Origin of the sequence: Mycobacterium sp. NPDC050041, from assembly GCF_049541695.1 — a bacterium.
Classification (GTDB): domain Bacteria; phylum Actinomycetota; class Actinomycetes; order Mycobacteriales; family Mycobacteriaceae; genus Mycobacterium.
Window position 1 is genome coordinate 217,191 of record NZ_JBMVDG010000002.1, and the last position, 13,927, is coordinate 231,117.

15 protein-coding genes and 1 pseudogene are annotated in these 13,927 nt (G+C 69.2%); 9 read left to right on the plus strand and 7 right to left on the minus strand.

Annotated elements, in window-relative coordinates:
* Positions 1-74 precede the first annotated feature (74 nt).
* A complete protein-coding gene (gene ponA2, locus ACPCHZ_RS06375; RefSeq protein ID WP_423483990.1) occupies positions 75-2,522 on the minus strand; it encodes a transglycosylase/D,D-transpeptidase PonA2 in 2,448 nt (815 codons plus the stop codon).
* Between the two features lie 323 nt (positions 2,523-2,845).
* On the opposite strand from ponA2, the gene ACPCHZ_RS06380 reads away from it, so the two are divergent.
* Complete coding sequence (locus tag ACPCHZ_RS06380) at positions 2,846-3,163, plus strand: WhiB family transcriptional regulator (RefSeq protein ID WP_364976792.1); 318 nt, start codon at positions 2,846-2,848, stop codon at positions 3,161-3,163.
* Positions 3,164-3,169: 6 nt separating this feature from the next.
* Here ACPCHZ_RS06380 and ACPCHZ_RS06385 read toward each other — a convergent pair.
* Together ACPCHZ_RS06385 and ACPCHZ_RS06390 are read right to left on the minus strand one after the other, a co-directional pair.
* A pseudogene (locus ACPCHZ_RS06385) lies at positions 3,170-4,314 on the minus strand (ArsA family ATPase); the annotation flags it as partial.
* Between the two features lie 34 nt (positions 4,315-4,348).
* The gene (locus ACPCHZ_RS06390; RefSeq protein WP_423483991.1) at positions 4,349-5,368 is read right to left on the minus strand and encodes an ArsA family ATPase; all 1,020 of its coding nucleotides are present in this window, start codon (positions 5,366-5,368) and stop codon (positions 4,349-4,351) included.
* 60 nt (positions 5,369-5,428) lie between these two features.
* Here ACPCHZ_RS06390 and ACPCHZ_RS06395 point away from each other — a divergent pair, with 60 nt between their 5' ends.
* Genes ACPCHZ_RS06395 through ACPCHZ_RS06405 form a run of 3 tightly spaced genes read left to right on the plus strand, consistent with a single transcriptional unit; the run spans position 5,429 to position 6,830 of the window.
* The gene (locus ACPCHZ_RS06395) at positions 5,429-5,590 is read left to right on the plus strand and encodes a DUF4177 domain-containing protein (protein WP_006243873.1); all 162 of its coding nucleotides are present in this window, start codon (positions 5,429-5,431) and stop codon (positions 5,588-5,590) included.
* Positions 5,587-6,042, plus strand: a complete 456-nt coding sequence (locus ACPCHZ_RS06400) for a RidA family protein (RefSeq protein ID WP_423483992.1) — start codon at positions 5,587-5,589, stop codon at positions 6,040-6,042. Before ACPCHZ_RS06395 ends, ACPCHZ_RS06400 begins: the two co-directional genes overlap by 4 nt.
* On the plus strand, positions 6,039-6,830 hold the full coding sequence (locus tag ACPCHZ_RS06405) for an MBL fold metallo-hydrolase (RefSeq protein WP_423483993.1): 792 nt from the start codon (positions 6,039-6,041) through the stop codon (positions 6,828-6,830). Before ACPCHZ_RS06400 ends, ACPCHZ_RS06405 begins: the two co-directional genes overlap by 4 nt.
* A 55-nt stretch (positions 6,831-6,885) precedes the next feature.
* On the opposite strand, the gene crp is transcribed toward ACPCHZ_RS06405, so the two are convergent.
* Positions 6,886-7,560 carry a cAMP-activated global transcriptional regulator CRP gene (gene crp, locus ACPCHZ_RS06410; RefSeq protein ID WP_005063269.1) on the minus strand — a complete coding sequence of 225 codons (675 nt, stop codon included), beginning with the start codon at positions 7,558-7,560 and terminating at the stop codon, positions 6,886-6,888.
* A gap of 101 nt (positions 7,561-7,661) precedes the next feature.
* Positions 7,662-7,955: a hypothetical protein gene (locus ACPCHZ_RS06415; protein ID WP_423484659.1), complete on the minus strand. Its 294-nt coding sequence runs from the start codon at positions 7,953-7,955 to the stop codon at positions 7,662-7,664.
* Positions 7,956-8,249: 294 nt separating this feature from the next.
* Between ACPCHZ_RS06415 and nth the strand changes: the two genes are divergently transcribed.
* From nth to marP, 4 genes are read left to right on the plus strand one after another with little or no spacing between them, the layout of a single operon-like run.
* A complete protein-coding gene (gene nth / locus ACPCHZ_RS06420) occupies positions 8,250-8,930 on the plus strand; it encodes an endonuclease III (RefSeq protein ID WP_423484660.1) in 681 nt (226 codons plus the stop codon).
* A 19-nt stretch (positions 8,931-8,949) separates the two neighbouring features.
* Positions 8,950-9,609 carry a TlpA family protein disulfide reductase gene (locus tag ACPCHZ_RS06425; protein WP_423483994.1) on the plus strand — a complete coding sequence of 220 codons (660 nt, stop codon included), beginning with the start codon at positions 8,950-8,952 and terminating at the stop codon, positions 9,607-9,609.
* Positions 9,606-10,400 carry an NUDIX hydrolase gene (locus ACPCHZ_RS06430; protein WP_423483995.1) on the plus strand — a complete coding sequence of 265 codons (795 nt, stop codon included), beginning with the start codon at positions 9,606-9,608 and terminating at the stop codon, positions 10,398-10,400. The genes ACPCHZ_RS06425 and ACPCHZ_RS06430 overlap by 4 nt, the downstream gene beginning before the upstream one ends.
* On the plus strand, positions 10,397-11,584 hold the full coding sequence (gene marP / locus ACPCHZ_RS06435; protein ID WP_423483996.1) for an acid resistance serine protease MarP: 1,188 nt from the start codon (positions 10,397-10,399) through the stop codon (positions 11,582-11,584). Before ACPCHZ_RS06430 ends, marP begins: the two co-directional genes overlap by 4 nt.
* A 4-nt stretch (positions 11,585-11,588) precedes the next feature.
* Here the strand turns inward: marP and ACPCHZ_RS06440 are convergent, their stop codons facing one another.
* Complete coding sequence (locus ACPCHZ_RS06440; RefSeq protein ID WP_423483997.1) at positions 11,589-12,569, minus strand: alpha/beta fold hydrolase; 981 nt, start codon at positions 12,567-12,569, stop codon at positions 11,589-11,591.
* Positions 12,569-13,078 (minus strand): phage holin family protein, encoded by a 510-nt coding sequence (locus ACPCHZ_RS06445; protein ID WP_423483998.1) that lies wholly within the window; start codon positions 13,076-13,078, stop codon positions 12,569-12,571. The genes ACPCHZ_RS06440 and ACPCHZ_RS06445 overlap by 1 nt, the downstream gene beginning before the upstream one ends.
* 137 nt (positions 13,079-13,215) lie before the next feature.
* Here ACPCHZ_RS06445 and ACPCHZ_RS06450 point away from each other — a divergent pair, with 137 nt between their 5' ends.
* Positions 13,216-13,923, plus strand: coding sequence for a serine protease (locus tag ACPCHZ_RS06450; protein ID WP_423483999.1), 708 nt, complete (start codon positions 13,216-13,218; stop codon positions 13,921-13,923).
* Positions 13,924-13,927: the final 4 nt, after the last annotated feature.

Genomic DNA, 13,927 nt, shown 5'->3' on the forward strand with positions numbered 1-13,927 from the left:
GACTCGCAGCCTACTGCGAGACGTGCCCGCTCACCGCTCCGCGCCCCGCGGTCGTAAGCAATCGCACAGGTCGATCACGGCGGCGGCGGCGGTGGCGGTGGGGGCGGCCCGAGCACCGGCACGGTGATCGGCGGCAGTCCGGGGATCTGGACGACGGTCTGGCCGACCGGCGCCGGCGGACCGCCGGGCACACCCGGGATGCCGACCGGCGGTGGCGGCGGTGCCGGTGGGATGCCGTTGCTGACCTGGATGGTGACGATCGATCCCGGGATGGTCTGCCCGCTCGGCGAGGTGCCCACCACGGTGCCCGAGCGGGAGTTGCTGTTCACCGAGCTGATCTGGTCGGCAACCTGGAATCCGGCGTCCTTGATCCGCTGCCGGGCGCCGTCGGTGGTCAGGCCGATCACGCTGGGCACCTGCGACCCCGGGCCGCCGTCGACGTAGCGCGGGTCGGTCGGCGGCAGCGCCACGTCACCGAAGTTGGTGGCGATCGGCTTCATCGCCGCGAACCAGGTGCGCGCCGGTTCGTTGCCGCCGAACAGGCCGCCCGACCCGCATTGGCGCAGCGGGAACGAGCACAGCTCGCTGGGCTCGGTCGAGTCGTCGTAGATGTAGTTGGCCGCCGCGTACTGGTTGGTGAAGCCGAGGAACGCCGAGGACCGGTTGGACTCGGTGGTGCCGGTCTTGCCCGACATCGGCAGGTCCCACCCCACCGAACCGGCGGCCCCGGCCGCGGTGCCCGAACCGCTGTCGTCCTTGCTCAGCGCGTTGGCCAACGTGTTGGCCAGGCCTTCCGGCACCGCCTGCTCACAAGTCTCCGTGGTGACCGAGACCTCGTTGCCCGCGCGGTCGAGGACCTGGGCGATCGGGTTGGGCGGGCACCACATGCCGCCGGAGGCGATGGTGGCGCCGACGTTGGACAGTTCGAGGCCGTTGACCTCGATGGGGCCGAGCGTGAACGAGCCGATGTTCTGCCGCTTGACGAAGTCGGCGAGGCTCTCGTTGCTCTCCGGGTCGTAGTCGCGGGCGGTGCCCGGCAGCGCGTAGGACCGCAGGCCCAGCCGCACCGACATGTCGACCGCCCGCTGCACGCCGACCTGCGAGATCAGCTTGGCGAACGCGGTGTTGGGCGACGTGGCCAGCGCGTCGGTCACATTCATGGTGCCGCGGTAGCCGCCGGCGTTGCTGACACACCAGGTGGCCGCGGGGCAGCCCGGCCGGTCGCTGCTGCCCAGGCCCTTGGCCTGGAACTGCCCGGGGACGGACAACTGGGTGTTGATGCCCATGCCCATGTCCATCGCGGCGGCGACGGTGAAGATCTTGAACACCGACCCCGCGCCGTTGCCGGCCAGCGAGAACGGCTGGGGCTGCATGGTCTCGCCTGCCTCGGTGTTGAGGCCGTAGGTGCGGTTGGACGCCATCGCCAGCACCGGGTGCGACTCCTTGCCCGGCTTGATCACGCTCATCACGCTGGCCACGCCCTCGAGGTCGGGGCTGGCGAACTGGTTGATCGCCGACTTCACCGGGGCCTGCACGTCGGGGTCGAGCGTCGTCCTGATCAGATAGCCGCCGCGGGCCACCTGCTCCTTGCTGATCCCGGCGCGCGCCAGGTAGTCCAGCGCGTAGTCGCAGAAGAACGCCCGGTCACCCGCGGCGATGCAGCCGCGCGGGAGTTCGTTGGGCACCGGCAGGACGCCGAGCGGCTGCTCCTTGGCCGCCCGCAACGCTTCTGCCTCGGCCGGGATGTTGTCGATCATGGTGTCCAGCACCAGGTTCCGCCGCGCCAGCGCACCGTCGGGATTGGTGTAGGGATTCAGCGTGCTCGTCGACTGCACCATGCCCGCCAGCAGTGCGGACTGCTGCCAGTTCAGTTCCGACGCGTTCACCCCGAAATAGGTCTGCGCGGCGTTCTGGATGCCGAACGCGCCGTTGCCGAAGGACACCAGGTTGAGGTAGCGGGTGAGGATCTCCGGCTTGGTGAACGTCTTGTCCAGCGTGAGCGCCATCCGGATCTCACGCAGCTTGCGGGCGGGCGTGGTCTCGATCGCCGCGCGCCGCTCGGAGTCGGTCTGCGCGACCACCAACAGCTGATAGTTCTTCACGTACTGCTGCTCGAGGGTCGATCCACCGCGGGTGTCGGAGTCGCCGCGCATGTAGCCGGCGAGGCCGGTCAGGGTGCCCTGCCAGTCGACGCCGTTGTGCTCGGCAAACCTCTTGTCCTCGATCGAGACGATCGCCAGCTTCATGGTGTTGGCGATCTGCTCGCTCGGCACCTCGAACCGGCGCTGCGCATACAGCCAGGCGATCGTGTTGCCCTTGGCGTCGACCATCGTCGAGACTTGCGGGATCTCGCCCTCGACGAGCGCGGCCGAGCCGTTGGCAACCACGTCGGACGCCCGGTTGGACATCAGCCCGATGCCGCCGACCACGGGAAACAGCAGCGCCGCCGTCAGCACACTGGCCAGCAGGCAGCACCAGGCGAGCTTGATGAGCGTGACGGCTCTGGGAGGGCGCTCCGGCATGGGTACAGAGTAACGAGGCCGTCGGAGGACATCCCCTGACCGGCATGATTGCCCGTTCGGACCACGTCAGCGGAATCGGCTCGACCTGGCAAAGCGGGCGTGTCGGCACGGGAGTGCCAAAAAAGTGCCCGACAAACTGTTGCGTAAATACCCGCTGACCACCTAGCTTGGACACACAGTGCGATCCAGGACACACTTTCTGGCGCAGTGTGGCGTAGATCGCAGCAGTGATCTACTCGGGTGGACTCGCCGACCGGGGCGGCGGCAGAACGAAGGGATCGCTGGTGTCAAAAAATGGGCTCGCGGCGCAACGAACTACCACTATTCTCTCCTCCCCGACACCTTTACCGGGCGCCGAAGCCGAGGCGCGGATCGCCTGGGTATCGCAGGCACGCTGTCGTCAGGCCGATCCCGATGAGCTCTTCGTTCGTGGCGCCGCCCAGCGCAAAGCCGCCGTCATCTGCAGGCACTGCCCGGTGATCCTCGAGTGCGGAGCCGATGCACTCGACAACCGCGTGGAGTTCGGTGTGTGGGGTGGACTGACCGAACGGCAGCGCCGCGCCCTGCTCAAGCAGCATCCCGAGGTCAACTCCTGGGCCGAGTTCTTCTCCGCCCAGCGCAAACACCGCAGCGCCGTCTGACGCTGCCCTCAGGCCTGTTCGGCCTGCTGGTTCACCGAGCCGGTGATCTGATCGGCGATCGCGCGCAGCGCGTCGAGATCCGACACGTCGAACGGCAATGACGGCACACCGACGATCGCCACGTGCGGGTTGGCGCCGGTGAAGCGCGACAGCAGCCGGATCTCCCGCTTGGCGGTCGACGCCCTCGCGGCGTGCACCTGAAGCACCGCCGCGGGCAGCGAACCCGAATCCTTTGCCAGCAGCTCCTCGGCGGCCTCGGACGCCTTGTCGGCATGCAGGTCGCACAGCATCGGATGAGTGCGGTTGAGGATCAGGCCTGCGAGCGGCATCTTCTCCTGGGACAGCCGGTCGACGAAGAACGACGCCTCGCGCAGAGCGTCCGGCTCGGCCGCCGACACCACCACGAACTGAGTGCCCCGCCGTTTGAGCAGCGCGTAGGTGCGGTCGGCCTTCTCCCGGAAACCGCCGAACGTCGTGTCGAGCATCTGCACGAAACCCGCCGCGTCCGACAGCATCTGTGAGCCGAGGATCGTCGACATCGCCTTCATCGCCAGGCCGACGGCACCGGTGACCAGCTTGCCGATGCCGCGGCCCGGCGCCAGCAGCATCCGCCACAGCCGGCTGTCCATGAAGCTGCCCAACCGCTTAGGCGCGTCCAGGAAGTCCAGTGCATTGCGGGAGGGTGGGGTATCGACCACCACAAGGTCCCACTTGTCCTGTCCGAGAAGCTGACCCAGCTTCTCCATGGCCATGTACTCCTGCGTGCCCGCAAGTGACGTCGCGACCGTCTGATAGAACTGGTTGTCCAGGATCGCTTCTCCGCGTTCGGGTCCCGAGTACTGCATCACCATCTCGTCGAACGTCCGGCGCATGTCGAGCATCATCGCGTGCAGTTCGCCGGTCACCTCCGGCGCCAGCGGCACCCGCTGTGGCGTGTTTCCCAGGTCCTTGATCCCCAGCGCCTGAGCCAGCCGCTTGGCCGGGTCGATGGTCAGCACCACGACGGTGCGGCCGTACTCCGCGGCCCGCAACGCCATCGCGGCGGCGGTGGTGGTCTTACCGACACCGCCTGCGCCGCAACACACCACGACGCGGTTGGCCCGGTCGGACAGGATGGCGCCCAGGTCGAGGGCGGGCGGGGTGGTGCTCATCACCTACCAACTTTCATGGTGGTCTTCTCTTCGTTCATCGCACGCCTTGCTGGGCGAGCTCTTCGGCCAGTTCGTAGAGGCTGCCGAGATCGACGCCGTCGGGCAGTGCGGGCAGTTCGAGCCGCGGGATGTCGAGCCCGTCGAGCTGCTCGGCACTCTCCGCGCGTGCGGCGATGCGGGTGGCGTGCTGGATGGTCTCCGTGAGCAGGCCGGCGAACTCGTTGTCGGACAGCGTGATTCCGGCATCGGCGAGTCCGGACCGGATGCCGGCAGCGTCGATGCCGCCCTCGGCGGCGCTGGTCAGGTCATCGGCATCCAGGTACGTCGGGATGTTGCGGTTGACGATGACGCTGCCGATCGGTAGGTCGAGCGCCTTGAGCTCGTCGATGGCCTCCAGCGTCTCCTGGATCGGCAGCGCCTCCAGCAGCGTGACCACATGGATCGCGGTGAGCTCGGAGTGCAGCACCTTGACCACGCTCTCGGCCTGCGAGTGCACCGGGCCGCCCTTGGCCAGATCGGACACCGCCTTGGTGACGTCGAGGAAGCGGGCGATGCGGCCGGTCGGCGGTGAATCGACCACCACCGCGTCGTACACCGGCTGCTTGCCCTTCTCGGCACGGGTGACGATCTCGCGGATCTTGCCGGTGAGCAGCACGTCGCGCAGGCCGGGGGCGATCGTGGTGGCGAACTCCACGGCGCCGATCCGGCGCATCGCCCGCCCGGCCAGCCCGAGGTTGTAGAACATGTCGAGGTACTCGAGGAACGCGGCCTCGGTGTCGATGGCCAGCGCGTTGACCTGTCCGCCGCCGTCGGCGGTGGCGATCTTGACCTCTTTGTAGGGCAGCGGCGGCACGTCGAAGAGCTGCGCGATGCCTTGTCGCCCTTCGACTTCGACGAGCAGCACCTTGCGCCCGCCTGCCGCGAGCGCCAACGCCAGCGATGCCGCGATGGTCGATTTGCCGGTGCCGCCCTTGCCGGTCACGAAATGCAGCCGCGCCTTGGTCAGCCGCGAGGGCCAGCCGACGGGTCTACCGCCGTTGGTAGTGGATGCCACTCCTGCATGCTAGCCATGCGGGCATCCCGGACCGAGGGCACGGACCGATAAGCTCGGCACATGAGCGAACCGACCCGCTGGGAATACGCCACGGTGCCGTTGCTGACGCACGCCACCAAACAGATCCTCGACCAGTGGGGGGAAGACGGCTGGGAGCTGGTGTCGGTGCTTCAGGGCCCGACCGGCGAGCAGCATGTCGCGTATCTGAAACGGCCCAAGTGAGCCACTCCGAGAAGCTCGCCGAACTCGGGATCGAGCTGCCCGAGGTGGTGACGCCGCTGGCGGCGTACGTGCCCGCGGTGCGGACCGGCAGCCTCGTCTACACGGCCGGCCAGCTGCCGATCGTGGCCGGTGAGCTGACCGCGACCGGCAAGGTGGGCGCCGAGGTGAATCCCGAGCAGGCCAAGGTGCTGGCCCGGTTGTGCGGGCTCAACGCGCTGGCCGCTGTGCACGCACTCGTCGGGATCGATGAGGTGGTGCGGGTCGTCAAGGTGGTCGGCTTCGTGGCGTCCGCCCCGGGTTTCCACGGCCAGCCCGGTGTGATCAACGGTGCCTCGGAACTGTTCGGCGAGGTCTTCGGCGAGGCCGGCGCGCACGCCAGGTCCGCGGTCGGGGTCTCTGAACTGCCGCGCAATGCACCGGTGGAGGTCGAGATCGTCGTCGAGGTCGCGTGAGCGACGGGGCCGCCGCGGTCGCGCATCCGGCATACGGGCAGTTGCGCCCGGTGACGGCGACGGCGTCGGTCCTGCTCTGCGACAACCCGGGCATCATGACGCTCGACGGCACCAACACCTGGGTGCTGCGCGGTCCGGGTAGCACCGAGATGGTGATCGTCGACCCCGGTCCCGACGACGACGAGCACGTCGGCCGGCTGGCCGAGCTCGGCCGCATCCCGCTGGTGCTCATCAGCCACAAACACGGCGACCACACCGATGCGATCGACAAGCTCGTCGAGCGCACCGGCGCGGTGGTGCGCTCGGTGGGCAGCGGATTCCTGCGCGGACTCGGCGGACCGCTGACCGACGGCGAGGTGATCGACGCCGCGGGCCTGCGCATCACGGTGATGGCGACACCGGGGCACACCGCCGACTCGCTGTCGTTCGTTCTCGACGACGCGGTGCTGACCGCCGACACGGTGCTCGGCCGCGGGACGACGGTCATCGACCACGAGGACGGCAGCCTGCGCGACTACCTCGAATCGCTGCGCCGGCTGCAGGGTCTCGGCGGGCGCACGGTGCTACCGGGCCACGGCCCCGATCTCGAGGACCTCGCGTCGGTGACCGGGATGTACCTCGCCCACCGTGAGGACCGGCTCAACCAGGTCCGCGACGCGCTGCGCACGCTGGGCGACGACGCCACCGCGCGGCAGGTGGTCGAACACGTCTACACCGACGTCGACGAGAAGCTGTGGGAAGCCGCGGAGTGGAGCGTGCAGGCCCAGCTGGACTACCTGCGTTCGTAGCGATTTGTGGAATCTCACCCGCGCTCACCGCGGCTGCGGCTCCACAAATCCCTGACTATCTCGCTCGGCGGGCCAGCCGTTCGGAGTCGCTGATCAGCACGCTCTTGCCCTCCAGGCGGATCCAGCCGCGATGGGCGAAGTCGGCGAGCGCCTTGTTGACGGTCTCGCGAGATGCGCCGACGAGCTGCGCGATCTCTTCCTGCGTGAGGTCGTGGGTGACGCGCAACGCGCCGCCCTCCTGGGTGCCGAAGCGCTGCGCGAGTTGCAGCAACTGCTTCGCCACCCGGCCCGGGACGTCGGTGAAGATGAGGTCGGCCAGGTTGTTGTTGGTGCGGCGCAACCGGCGGGCCAGCACGCGCAGCAGCTGCTCGGCGATCTCGGGACGGTCGGCGATCCAGGCGCGCAGCGCGTCACGGTCCATCGAGACGGCCCGCACCTCGGTGATGGTGGTGGCGCTGGACGTCCGCGGACCGGGGTCGAAGATGGACAACTCACCGAACATGTCCGACGGGCCCATGATGGTCAGCAGGTTCTCCCGGCCGTCCGGCGAGCGGCGGCCGATCTTCACCTTGCCCGTGATGATGATGTACAGCCGGTCGCCGGGCTCACCTTCGGCGAACACGGTGTGTCCGCGCGGGAAGTCGACGGGCTGAAGCTGCTTGGTCAGCGCGGATACGGCGCTGGGCTCGACTCCCTGGAAGATTCCGGCCCTGGCCAGGATCTCGTCCACGTTGCCCCTTAAGCTGTTCGGTGATATGACATGCGCTATCGAACCCTCTTACTGAATAGCGAGCTCAGTGTAGAGGTACGCGCTCTCGCAACGTGCCAACGCTACACAGGATTGGCGTGGCGAGTCGGCTGAAATTGCGGATTGGGCCGATGCGTCAGATGAAGGCGTGTCGGCAAACCCGTCGGGGCGAGTCGGGTCGGCAGGGTCTCGACCGACGGCTCCCGGTCGTGGCGCCGCCGCTGCTGGCCGTCGATCGCCTCACTCATCCCGTCGCGGGCCAGCGTGTTGACGTCGGCGGCCTTGGCCTGGGCCAGGAATTCGGCGACATCGGTGGCCGACACCGTATCTCGACTGAGTCCGGACTCCAGCCGCTCGAGCCCGAACGTCGCCAGCATCAGCAACGCCGGGATGAAGGCAACGAGCAACCAGGACACACGGAGAAGTAAACCTGCCGAAGGTCTCAGCAGGATCACGGTTTGTCACCGGTACGAACCGCCCCGAAACACGCTCCGAGCAGGCCGGGAAGCACTTCGGACGCAGCCGTGTCGGAGACGGTCAGTAGGCTTGCCGTCGTGACTACAGGTGCGTCGTCGGCCGAGAAGCCGACGCGGTCCGCGCCGTCTCGGCGCCCGTCGGCCAAGAAGTGGGACAACGAAACCCGTCTCGGCCTGGTGCGGCGCGCCCGCCGGATGAATCGCGAACTCGCCGTTGCCTTTCCACACGTGTACTGCGAACTGGACTTCACCAATCCACTCGAGCTGACGGTCGCGACCATCCTGTCGGCGCAGAGCACCGACAAAGGGGTCAACCTCGCCACGCCGGCACTGTTCGCGAAGTACCGCACCGCACAGGACTACGCGCAGGCCGATCGCACCGAACTCGAGGAGCTGGTCCGCACCACCGGCTTCTACCGCAACAAGGCCAACTCGCTGATGCGGCTGGGTCAGGAACTGGTGGCGCGGTTCGACGGCGAGGTGCCCGCCACCCTCGAGGAACTGGTGACGTTGCCGGGCGTGGGCCGCAAGACCGCCAACGTGATCCTGGGCAACGCGTTCGACGTCCCCGGCATCACGGTCGACACCCACTTCGGCCGCCTGGTGCGCCGCTGGCGGTGGACCGCCGAGGAGGATCCGGTCAAGGTCGAGCACGCGGTCGGCGAACTCATCGACCGCAGCGAGTGGACCCTGCTGAGCCATCGGGTGATCTTCCACGGGCGCCGCGTCTGCCACGCCCGCAAGCCGGCCTGCGGCATCTGCGTGCTGGCCAAGGACTGCCCGTCCTTTGGCACCGGTCCCACCGATCCGCCGACGGCCGCCGCGTTGGTCCGCGGCCCGGAGACCGAGCACCTGCTGGCGCTGGCCGGCCTCTAGCGGTTCCGCCGGAATTCCCGTGAGCACGTCGACCCGCTGGACCGTCGTGGTGCTCGTCGTCGTCGCGGCGCTCATCGGCGCGCTGTGGCTGCAACTGCAGGACGACGACACCGCGCCCGGCGCCGGTCCCGCGGCGGCCCGGGACCGCCGGGACGCCGACACCGCCGAGGCCCTCGCCGGTCCGCGATCGCGCGCCGACCTGCGCCCCTGTCCGGCGCCGTCCGGGTCGCCCGGCCCGGCTCCGCTGCGGGGCGTCACCCTCGAATGCGCGGGCGACGGCGTGCCGGTTGACGTAGCGGCCGCGCTCGCCGGTCGCACGGTGGTGCTCAACCTGTGGGCGTACTGGTGCGGGCCGTGCGCCGACGAGCTGCCCGCCATGGCCGAATACCAGCGGCGCGCCGGCGACCGGGTGACGGTCCTGACCGTCCACCAGGACGAGAACGAGACGGCGGCGTTGTTGCGCCTCGCCGAGCTCGGCGTGCACCTGCCGACCGTGCAGGACGGCCGCCGACTCGTCGCGGCGGCCCTGCGCGTGCCCAACGTCATGCCCGCAACGGTGGTGCTGCGCACGGACGGTAGCGTTGCCGAAATCCTGCTCAGATCCTTCGCCGACGCCGACGAGATCGCGGCGGCGGTGGACCCGGTGATCGGCCGGGAGACAGGAGGAGGGCCGGGGTGAGCACCGCGCGCGACCAGGGTGTGCTGCGCCCTGATGCCGCGCCCGGCTGGTTGCGCCCGCTCGTCGACAACGTGGGCCGGGTGCCCAGTGCCTACCGCCGGCGCGTCCCGCCCGATGTCCTCGCCACCATCACCGCCGCCAACGCCGCCGCGACTCTGACGGGGTCCAAACGCGACGCCGCCGTGCTGGTGCTGTTCTCCGGTCCGCAGGACCACCCGGCGGGCGGACTGCCCGACGACGCCGACCTGCTGCTGACCGTCCGGGCGTCCACGTTGCGTCACCACGCCGGCCAGGCCGCCTTCCCCGGCGGCGCGACCGATCCCGGCGACGACGGCCCGGTCGGCACGGCGTTCCGGGAGGCCACCGAGGAGACCGGCATCGACACCGCCCGGATCACCCCGTTGGTCACCCTCGACAAGATGTTCATCCCGCCCTCGGGCTTCCACGTCGTCCCGGTGCTGGCCTACTCCCCGGACCCCGGCCCGGTGGTCGTGGTCGACGAGTCGGAGACCGCGGTGGTGGCCCGGGTCCCGGTGCGCGCGTTCGTCAATCCGCAGAACCGGCTGATGGTGTACCGGCAGGCCAACAGCCGGCGGTTCTCCGGGCCGGCGTTCCTGCTGAACGAGATGCTGGTGTGGGGCTTCACCGGGCAGGTCGTCTCGGCGATCCTCGACGTCGCCGGGTGGGCGCAGCCGTGGAACACCGACGACGTCCGCGAACTCGACGAAGCGATGGCGCTTGTCGGAGACCACGACGGCGCCGCCGACGGCTACGGTGAAGGCCAATCATGACTTCGTCACAGTGGCTCGACCTCGCCATCCTGGGCATCGCGTTCGTCGCAGCCGTGTCCGGCTGGCGCTCCGGTGCACTCGGGTCGCTGATGGCGTTGCTCGGCGTCGTGCTCGGCGCGGTGGCCGGCGTGCTGTTGGCTCCCCACCTCGTCGAGGCATTCCCCGGCCCCCGCCAGAAGCTGTTCGTCACTCTGTTCCTGATCCTGGCGCTGGTGGTGATCGGCGAGATCGCCGGCGTGGTGCTCGGCCGGGCGGTCCGCAGCGCGATCCGCAACGGCCCGATGCGCCTCTTCGACTCGGTGGTCGGTTCCAGTCTCCAGCTGGTCGCGGTGCTGCTGGCGGCCTGGATGCTCGGCTTCCTCGTGCAGTCCTCGGACCAGCCGAAGCTGGTCTCCGCGGTCACCGGTTCCAAGGTGTGGACCGAAGTCGACCAGGTGGTCCCCGGGCAACTCCGGACGGTGCCCGGCCGGCTCAAGGCGCTGCTCAACACCTCCGGTCTGCCGAACGTGTGGCAGCCGTTCGGCCGCACCCCGATTGCGGACGTCGAGGCCCCCGACGTCGCGCTGATCACCGATCCGGTGGTGGAGCGGGTCAAGCCCAGCGTCGTGAAGATCCGCGGGTTCGCGCCGGGCTGCCAGAAGGTGCTCGAGGGCAGCGGGTTCGTCATCTCACCCGGCCGGGTGATGTCGAACGCGCACGTGGTCGCCGGCTCCGAGACCGTCACCGTCGACGCAGGCGGGCAGGAATACGAGGCGTTCGTGGTGTCCTACGACCCCGCCGCCGACATCTCCATCCTCGACGTGCCCGACCTGCCTGCACCGGCGCTCGAGTTCGTCACCGAGGACGCCCCCGACGGCACCGACGCGGTGGTGCTGGGCTATCCCGGTGGCGGCGACTTCACCCCGACCGCTGCGCGGGTACGCGAGCGGATCGAGCTGAACGGGCCCGACATCTACCAGAAGTCGACCGTGTCGCGGCACGTGTACACGATCAGAGGACAGGTGCGGCAGGGCAACTCCGGTGGCCCGATGATCGACCGGGAAGGCCGGGTGCTCGGCGTGGTCTTCGGTGCCGCCGTGGACGATCCAGACACCGGATTCGTGTTGCGCTACAGCGAGATCGCGCGTCAGCTGATGAACGTGAACAACACCGCGCCGGTGGCCACCGGCGCCTGCGTCGGCTGACCCGTCAGGTCCCGTAGACCTGCGCCAGGAAGCGCGACAGCTGTTCGTTGACCTCCTGCGGCGCCTCCTCGTGGGCGAAATGTCCTGCGCCGGCGATGGATACGTACCGGCCGTGCGGGGCGTACCGCTGCGTGCGGTACACCGGGTCGGCCAGCACATAGGGATCGGCGTCGCCCCGCAGGTGCAGTACGGGCACGGCGATCGGCCGCTTCATCGAACGCATGAACCGCCTGCCCTCGCCGCGCAGCTGACTGCGCACCGCCCAGCGCTGGTACTCCAGCGCCGAGTGGGCGGCCGACGAGATCTGGATGGCGCGGCGCAGGTGAGTGACGGTCTCCGCGAAATCCTCCGAGGCCTGCCAGTGGGCGGCGGAACGGCGACGCACCAATGCTTCGAGTTCGTCGGCGTCGTGACGGGTCAGCGACCGTTCCGGCCACACCGGCACCTGGTAGCTCAGCATCGAGGGCAGCAGGGCGCGACCCTGGTCGCGTCGCCGCATCGCCGAACTGCGCAGCGCCACCGGATGCGGCGAGCTGACCACCGCGATCGCCCGCACAGCCCGCGGGTGCAGCACGGCCGTCGCCCAGCACACCAGCCCGCCGTCGGCGTGGCCGACGAGCGTGGCGTTCTTGTGGCCGAGCGCGCGCACCAGGCCTGCGGTGTCGCCGGCCAGCGTCCAGCCGTCGTAGCCGCGCGGTGGCTTGTCGCTGCCGCCGTATCCGCGCAGGTCCACCGCGACGACACGGGCACCGGTCAGACCCCGGAGTTGATGGCGCCACGACCACCAGAAGCAGCCGAAGCCGTGCAGCAGGATCACCAGCGGCCGCTCGCTCATCGGCACCGGTGACTGTGCCGCGTCGTCGGCTTCCACGACATGGAACCGGATGCCATTGGCGTGCACCTCGAGATGCCGCCACGGGCCGTCGATCCTGGTGACCGACGGATCAGGCGGGGGCCGGACGTCGCCGCCGCGGCGGCGGGGCACTACCAGCCCGACGGGTCGGTGGTCTGCTGACCGTTCGGAGACGTGAGCGCCTTGCCCGGGTTCTTGTCGTGTCCGGGGGTGAGCGCCTCGCGGGTCTCCTTGACCGACTCGATCGTCTTCTGCGGTCCGCGGATGCGGCGCACCTTGAGATATCCGAACAGCGCCAGCACCCCGGTGACCAGCACCATGATCCCGAAGACGATGAGGAACGCGGCCCAGCGCCAGATCCAGGTGTCGAGCAGTTCGGCGACGAAGAAGAAGAAGAAGAACGTGGAGTAGAACAGCACGACCAGCGCGAGGATGAAGAAGACGCTGCCGGTGAGCCCCTTCTTGACGTCGCGGGTGATCTCGGCCTTGGCCAGCTCGACCTCGGCGCGCACCAGCGTCGACACCTGCGAGGTGGCGTCCTTGACCAGGTCGCCGATGGATGGGTCGGGCTTCGGCGCGTGCGGATCCACCAGGGGGATCGAGGCGACGGTGGTGGGCACGCCGTTCTTGCGGTCGCTCACGGTGACATCCTCTGCGCTTTGATTCTCGGTCGCGCTTCATGTTGCCATGCTGTGACCGGCTAAACGATCCCGGCCGCCATAGACTGGTGTCAGTTCAGCAGCGTTGGCGGGTCGGGCCGCATCGACAGGGGATTGGTTTGTACTCCAGACACCGCCGCCACATTTTCGTCGTGGTGATCACCGCCGTGCTCGCACTGGCCGCAGCGGCGGCACCGGCGCAGGCCCAGTCCCCGGTGGTGCTCGGGGGCGGCTCGGGCATCGTGGTCAACGGTGAATCGCTGTGCACGCTCACCGCGATCGGCAACGACAACCGCGGCGCCCTGGTCGGATTCACCTCCGCACACTGCGGCGGGCCGGGCGCCACCGTGGGCGTCGAGGGAGTCGAGGCGGCGGGCGTCGTGGGCACCATGGTCGCCGGCAACGAGGCGCTCGACTACGCCGTGATCGAGTTCGACCCGGCCAAGGTGACGCCGACCAACAACGTCAACGGCTTCCAGATCGACGGCATCGGCCCCGACCCGGCGTTCGGCGAGATCGCCTGCAAGCTGGGCCGCACCACCGGCCAGTCCTGCGGGGTGACGTGGGGCCCGGGGGAGGACCCCGGCACCATCGTCAACCAGGTGTGCGGTCAGCCCGGTGACTCCGGGGCGCCGGTCACGGTGAACAACAAGCTGGTCGGCATGATCCACGGCGCCTTCACCGAGGGCCTGCCGACGTGCGTCGTGCAGTACATCCCGTTGCACACCCCGGCCGTCACGATGTCGATCAACGCCCAGCTCGCCGACATCGTCAGCAAGAACCGGCCGGGCTCCGGGTTCGTCCCGGTGGGCGCCCGAGCGGCCTGACTCC

Excerpts from the sequence above, each read along its gene's own strand:
- ponA2 (WP_423483990.1), bottom strand. The coding sequence starts at position 2,522 with ATGCCGGAGCGCCCTCCCAGAGCCGTCACGCTCATCAAGCTCGCCTGG.
- ACPCHZ_RS06395 (WP_006243873.1), top strand. The coding sequence starts at position 5,429 with ATGAGCGAACCGACCCGCTGGGAATACGCCACGGTGCCGTTGCTGACG.
- ACPCHZ_RS06415 (WP_423484659.1), bottom strand. The coding sequence starts at position 7,955 with ATGCTGGCGACGTTCGGGCTCGAGCGGCTGGAGTCCGGACTCAGTCGA.
- nth (WP_423484660.1), top strand. The coding sequence starts at position 8,250 with ATGAATCGCGAACTCGCCGTTGCCTTTCCACACGTGTACTGCGAACTG.
- marP (WP_423483996.1), top strand. The coding sequence starts at position 10,397 with ATGACTTCGTCACAGTGGCTCGACCTCGCCATCCTGGGCATCGCGTTC.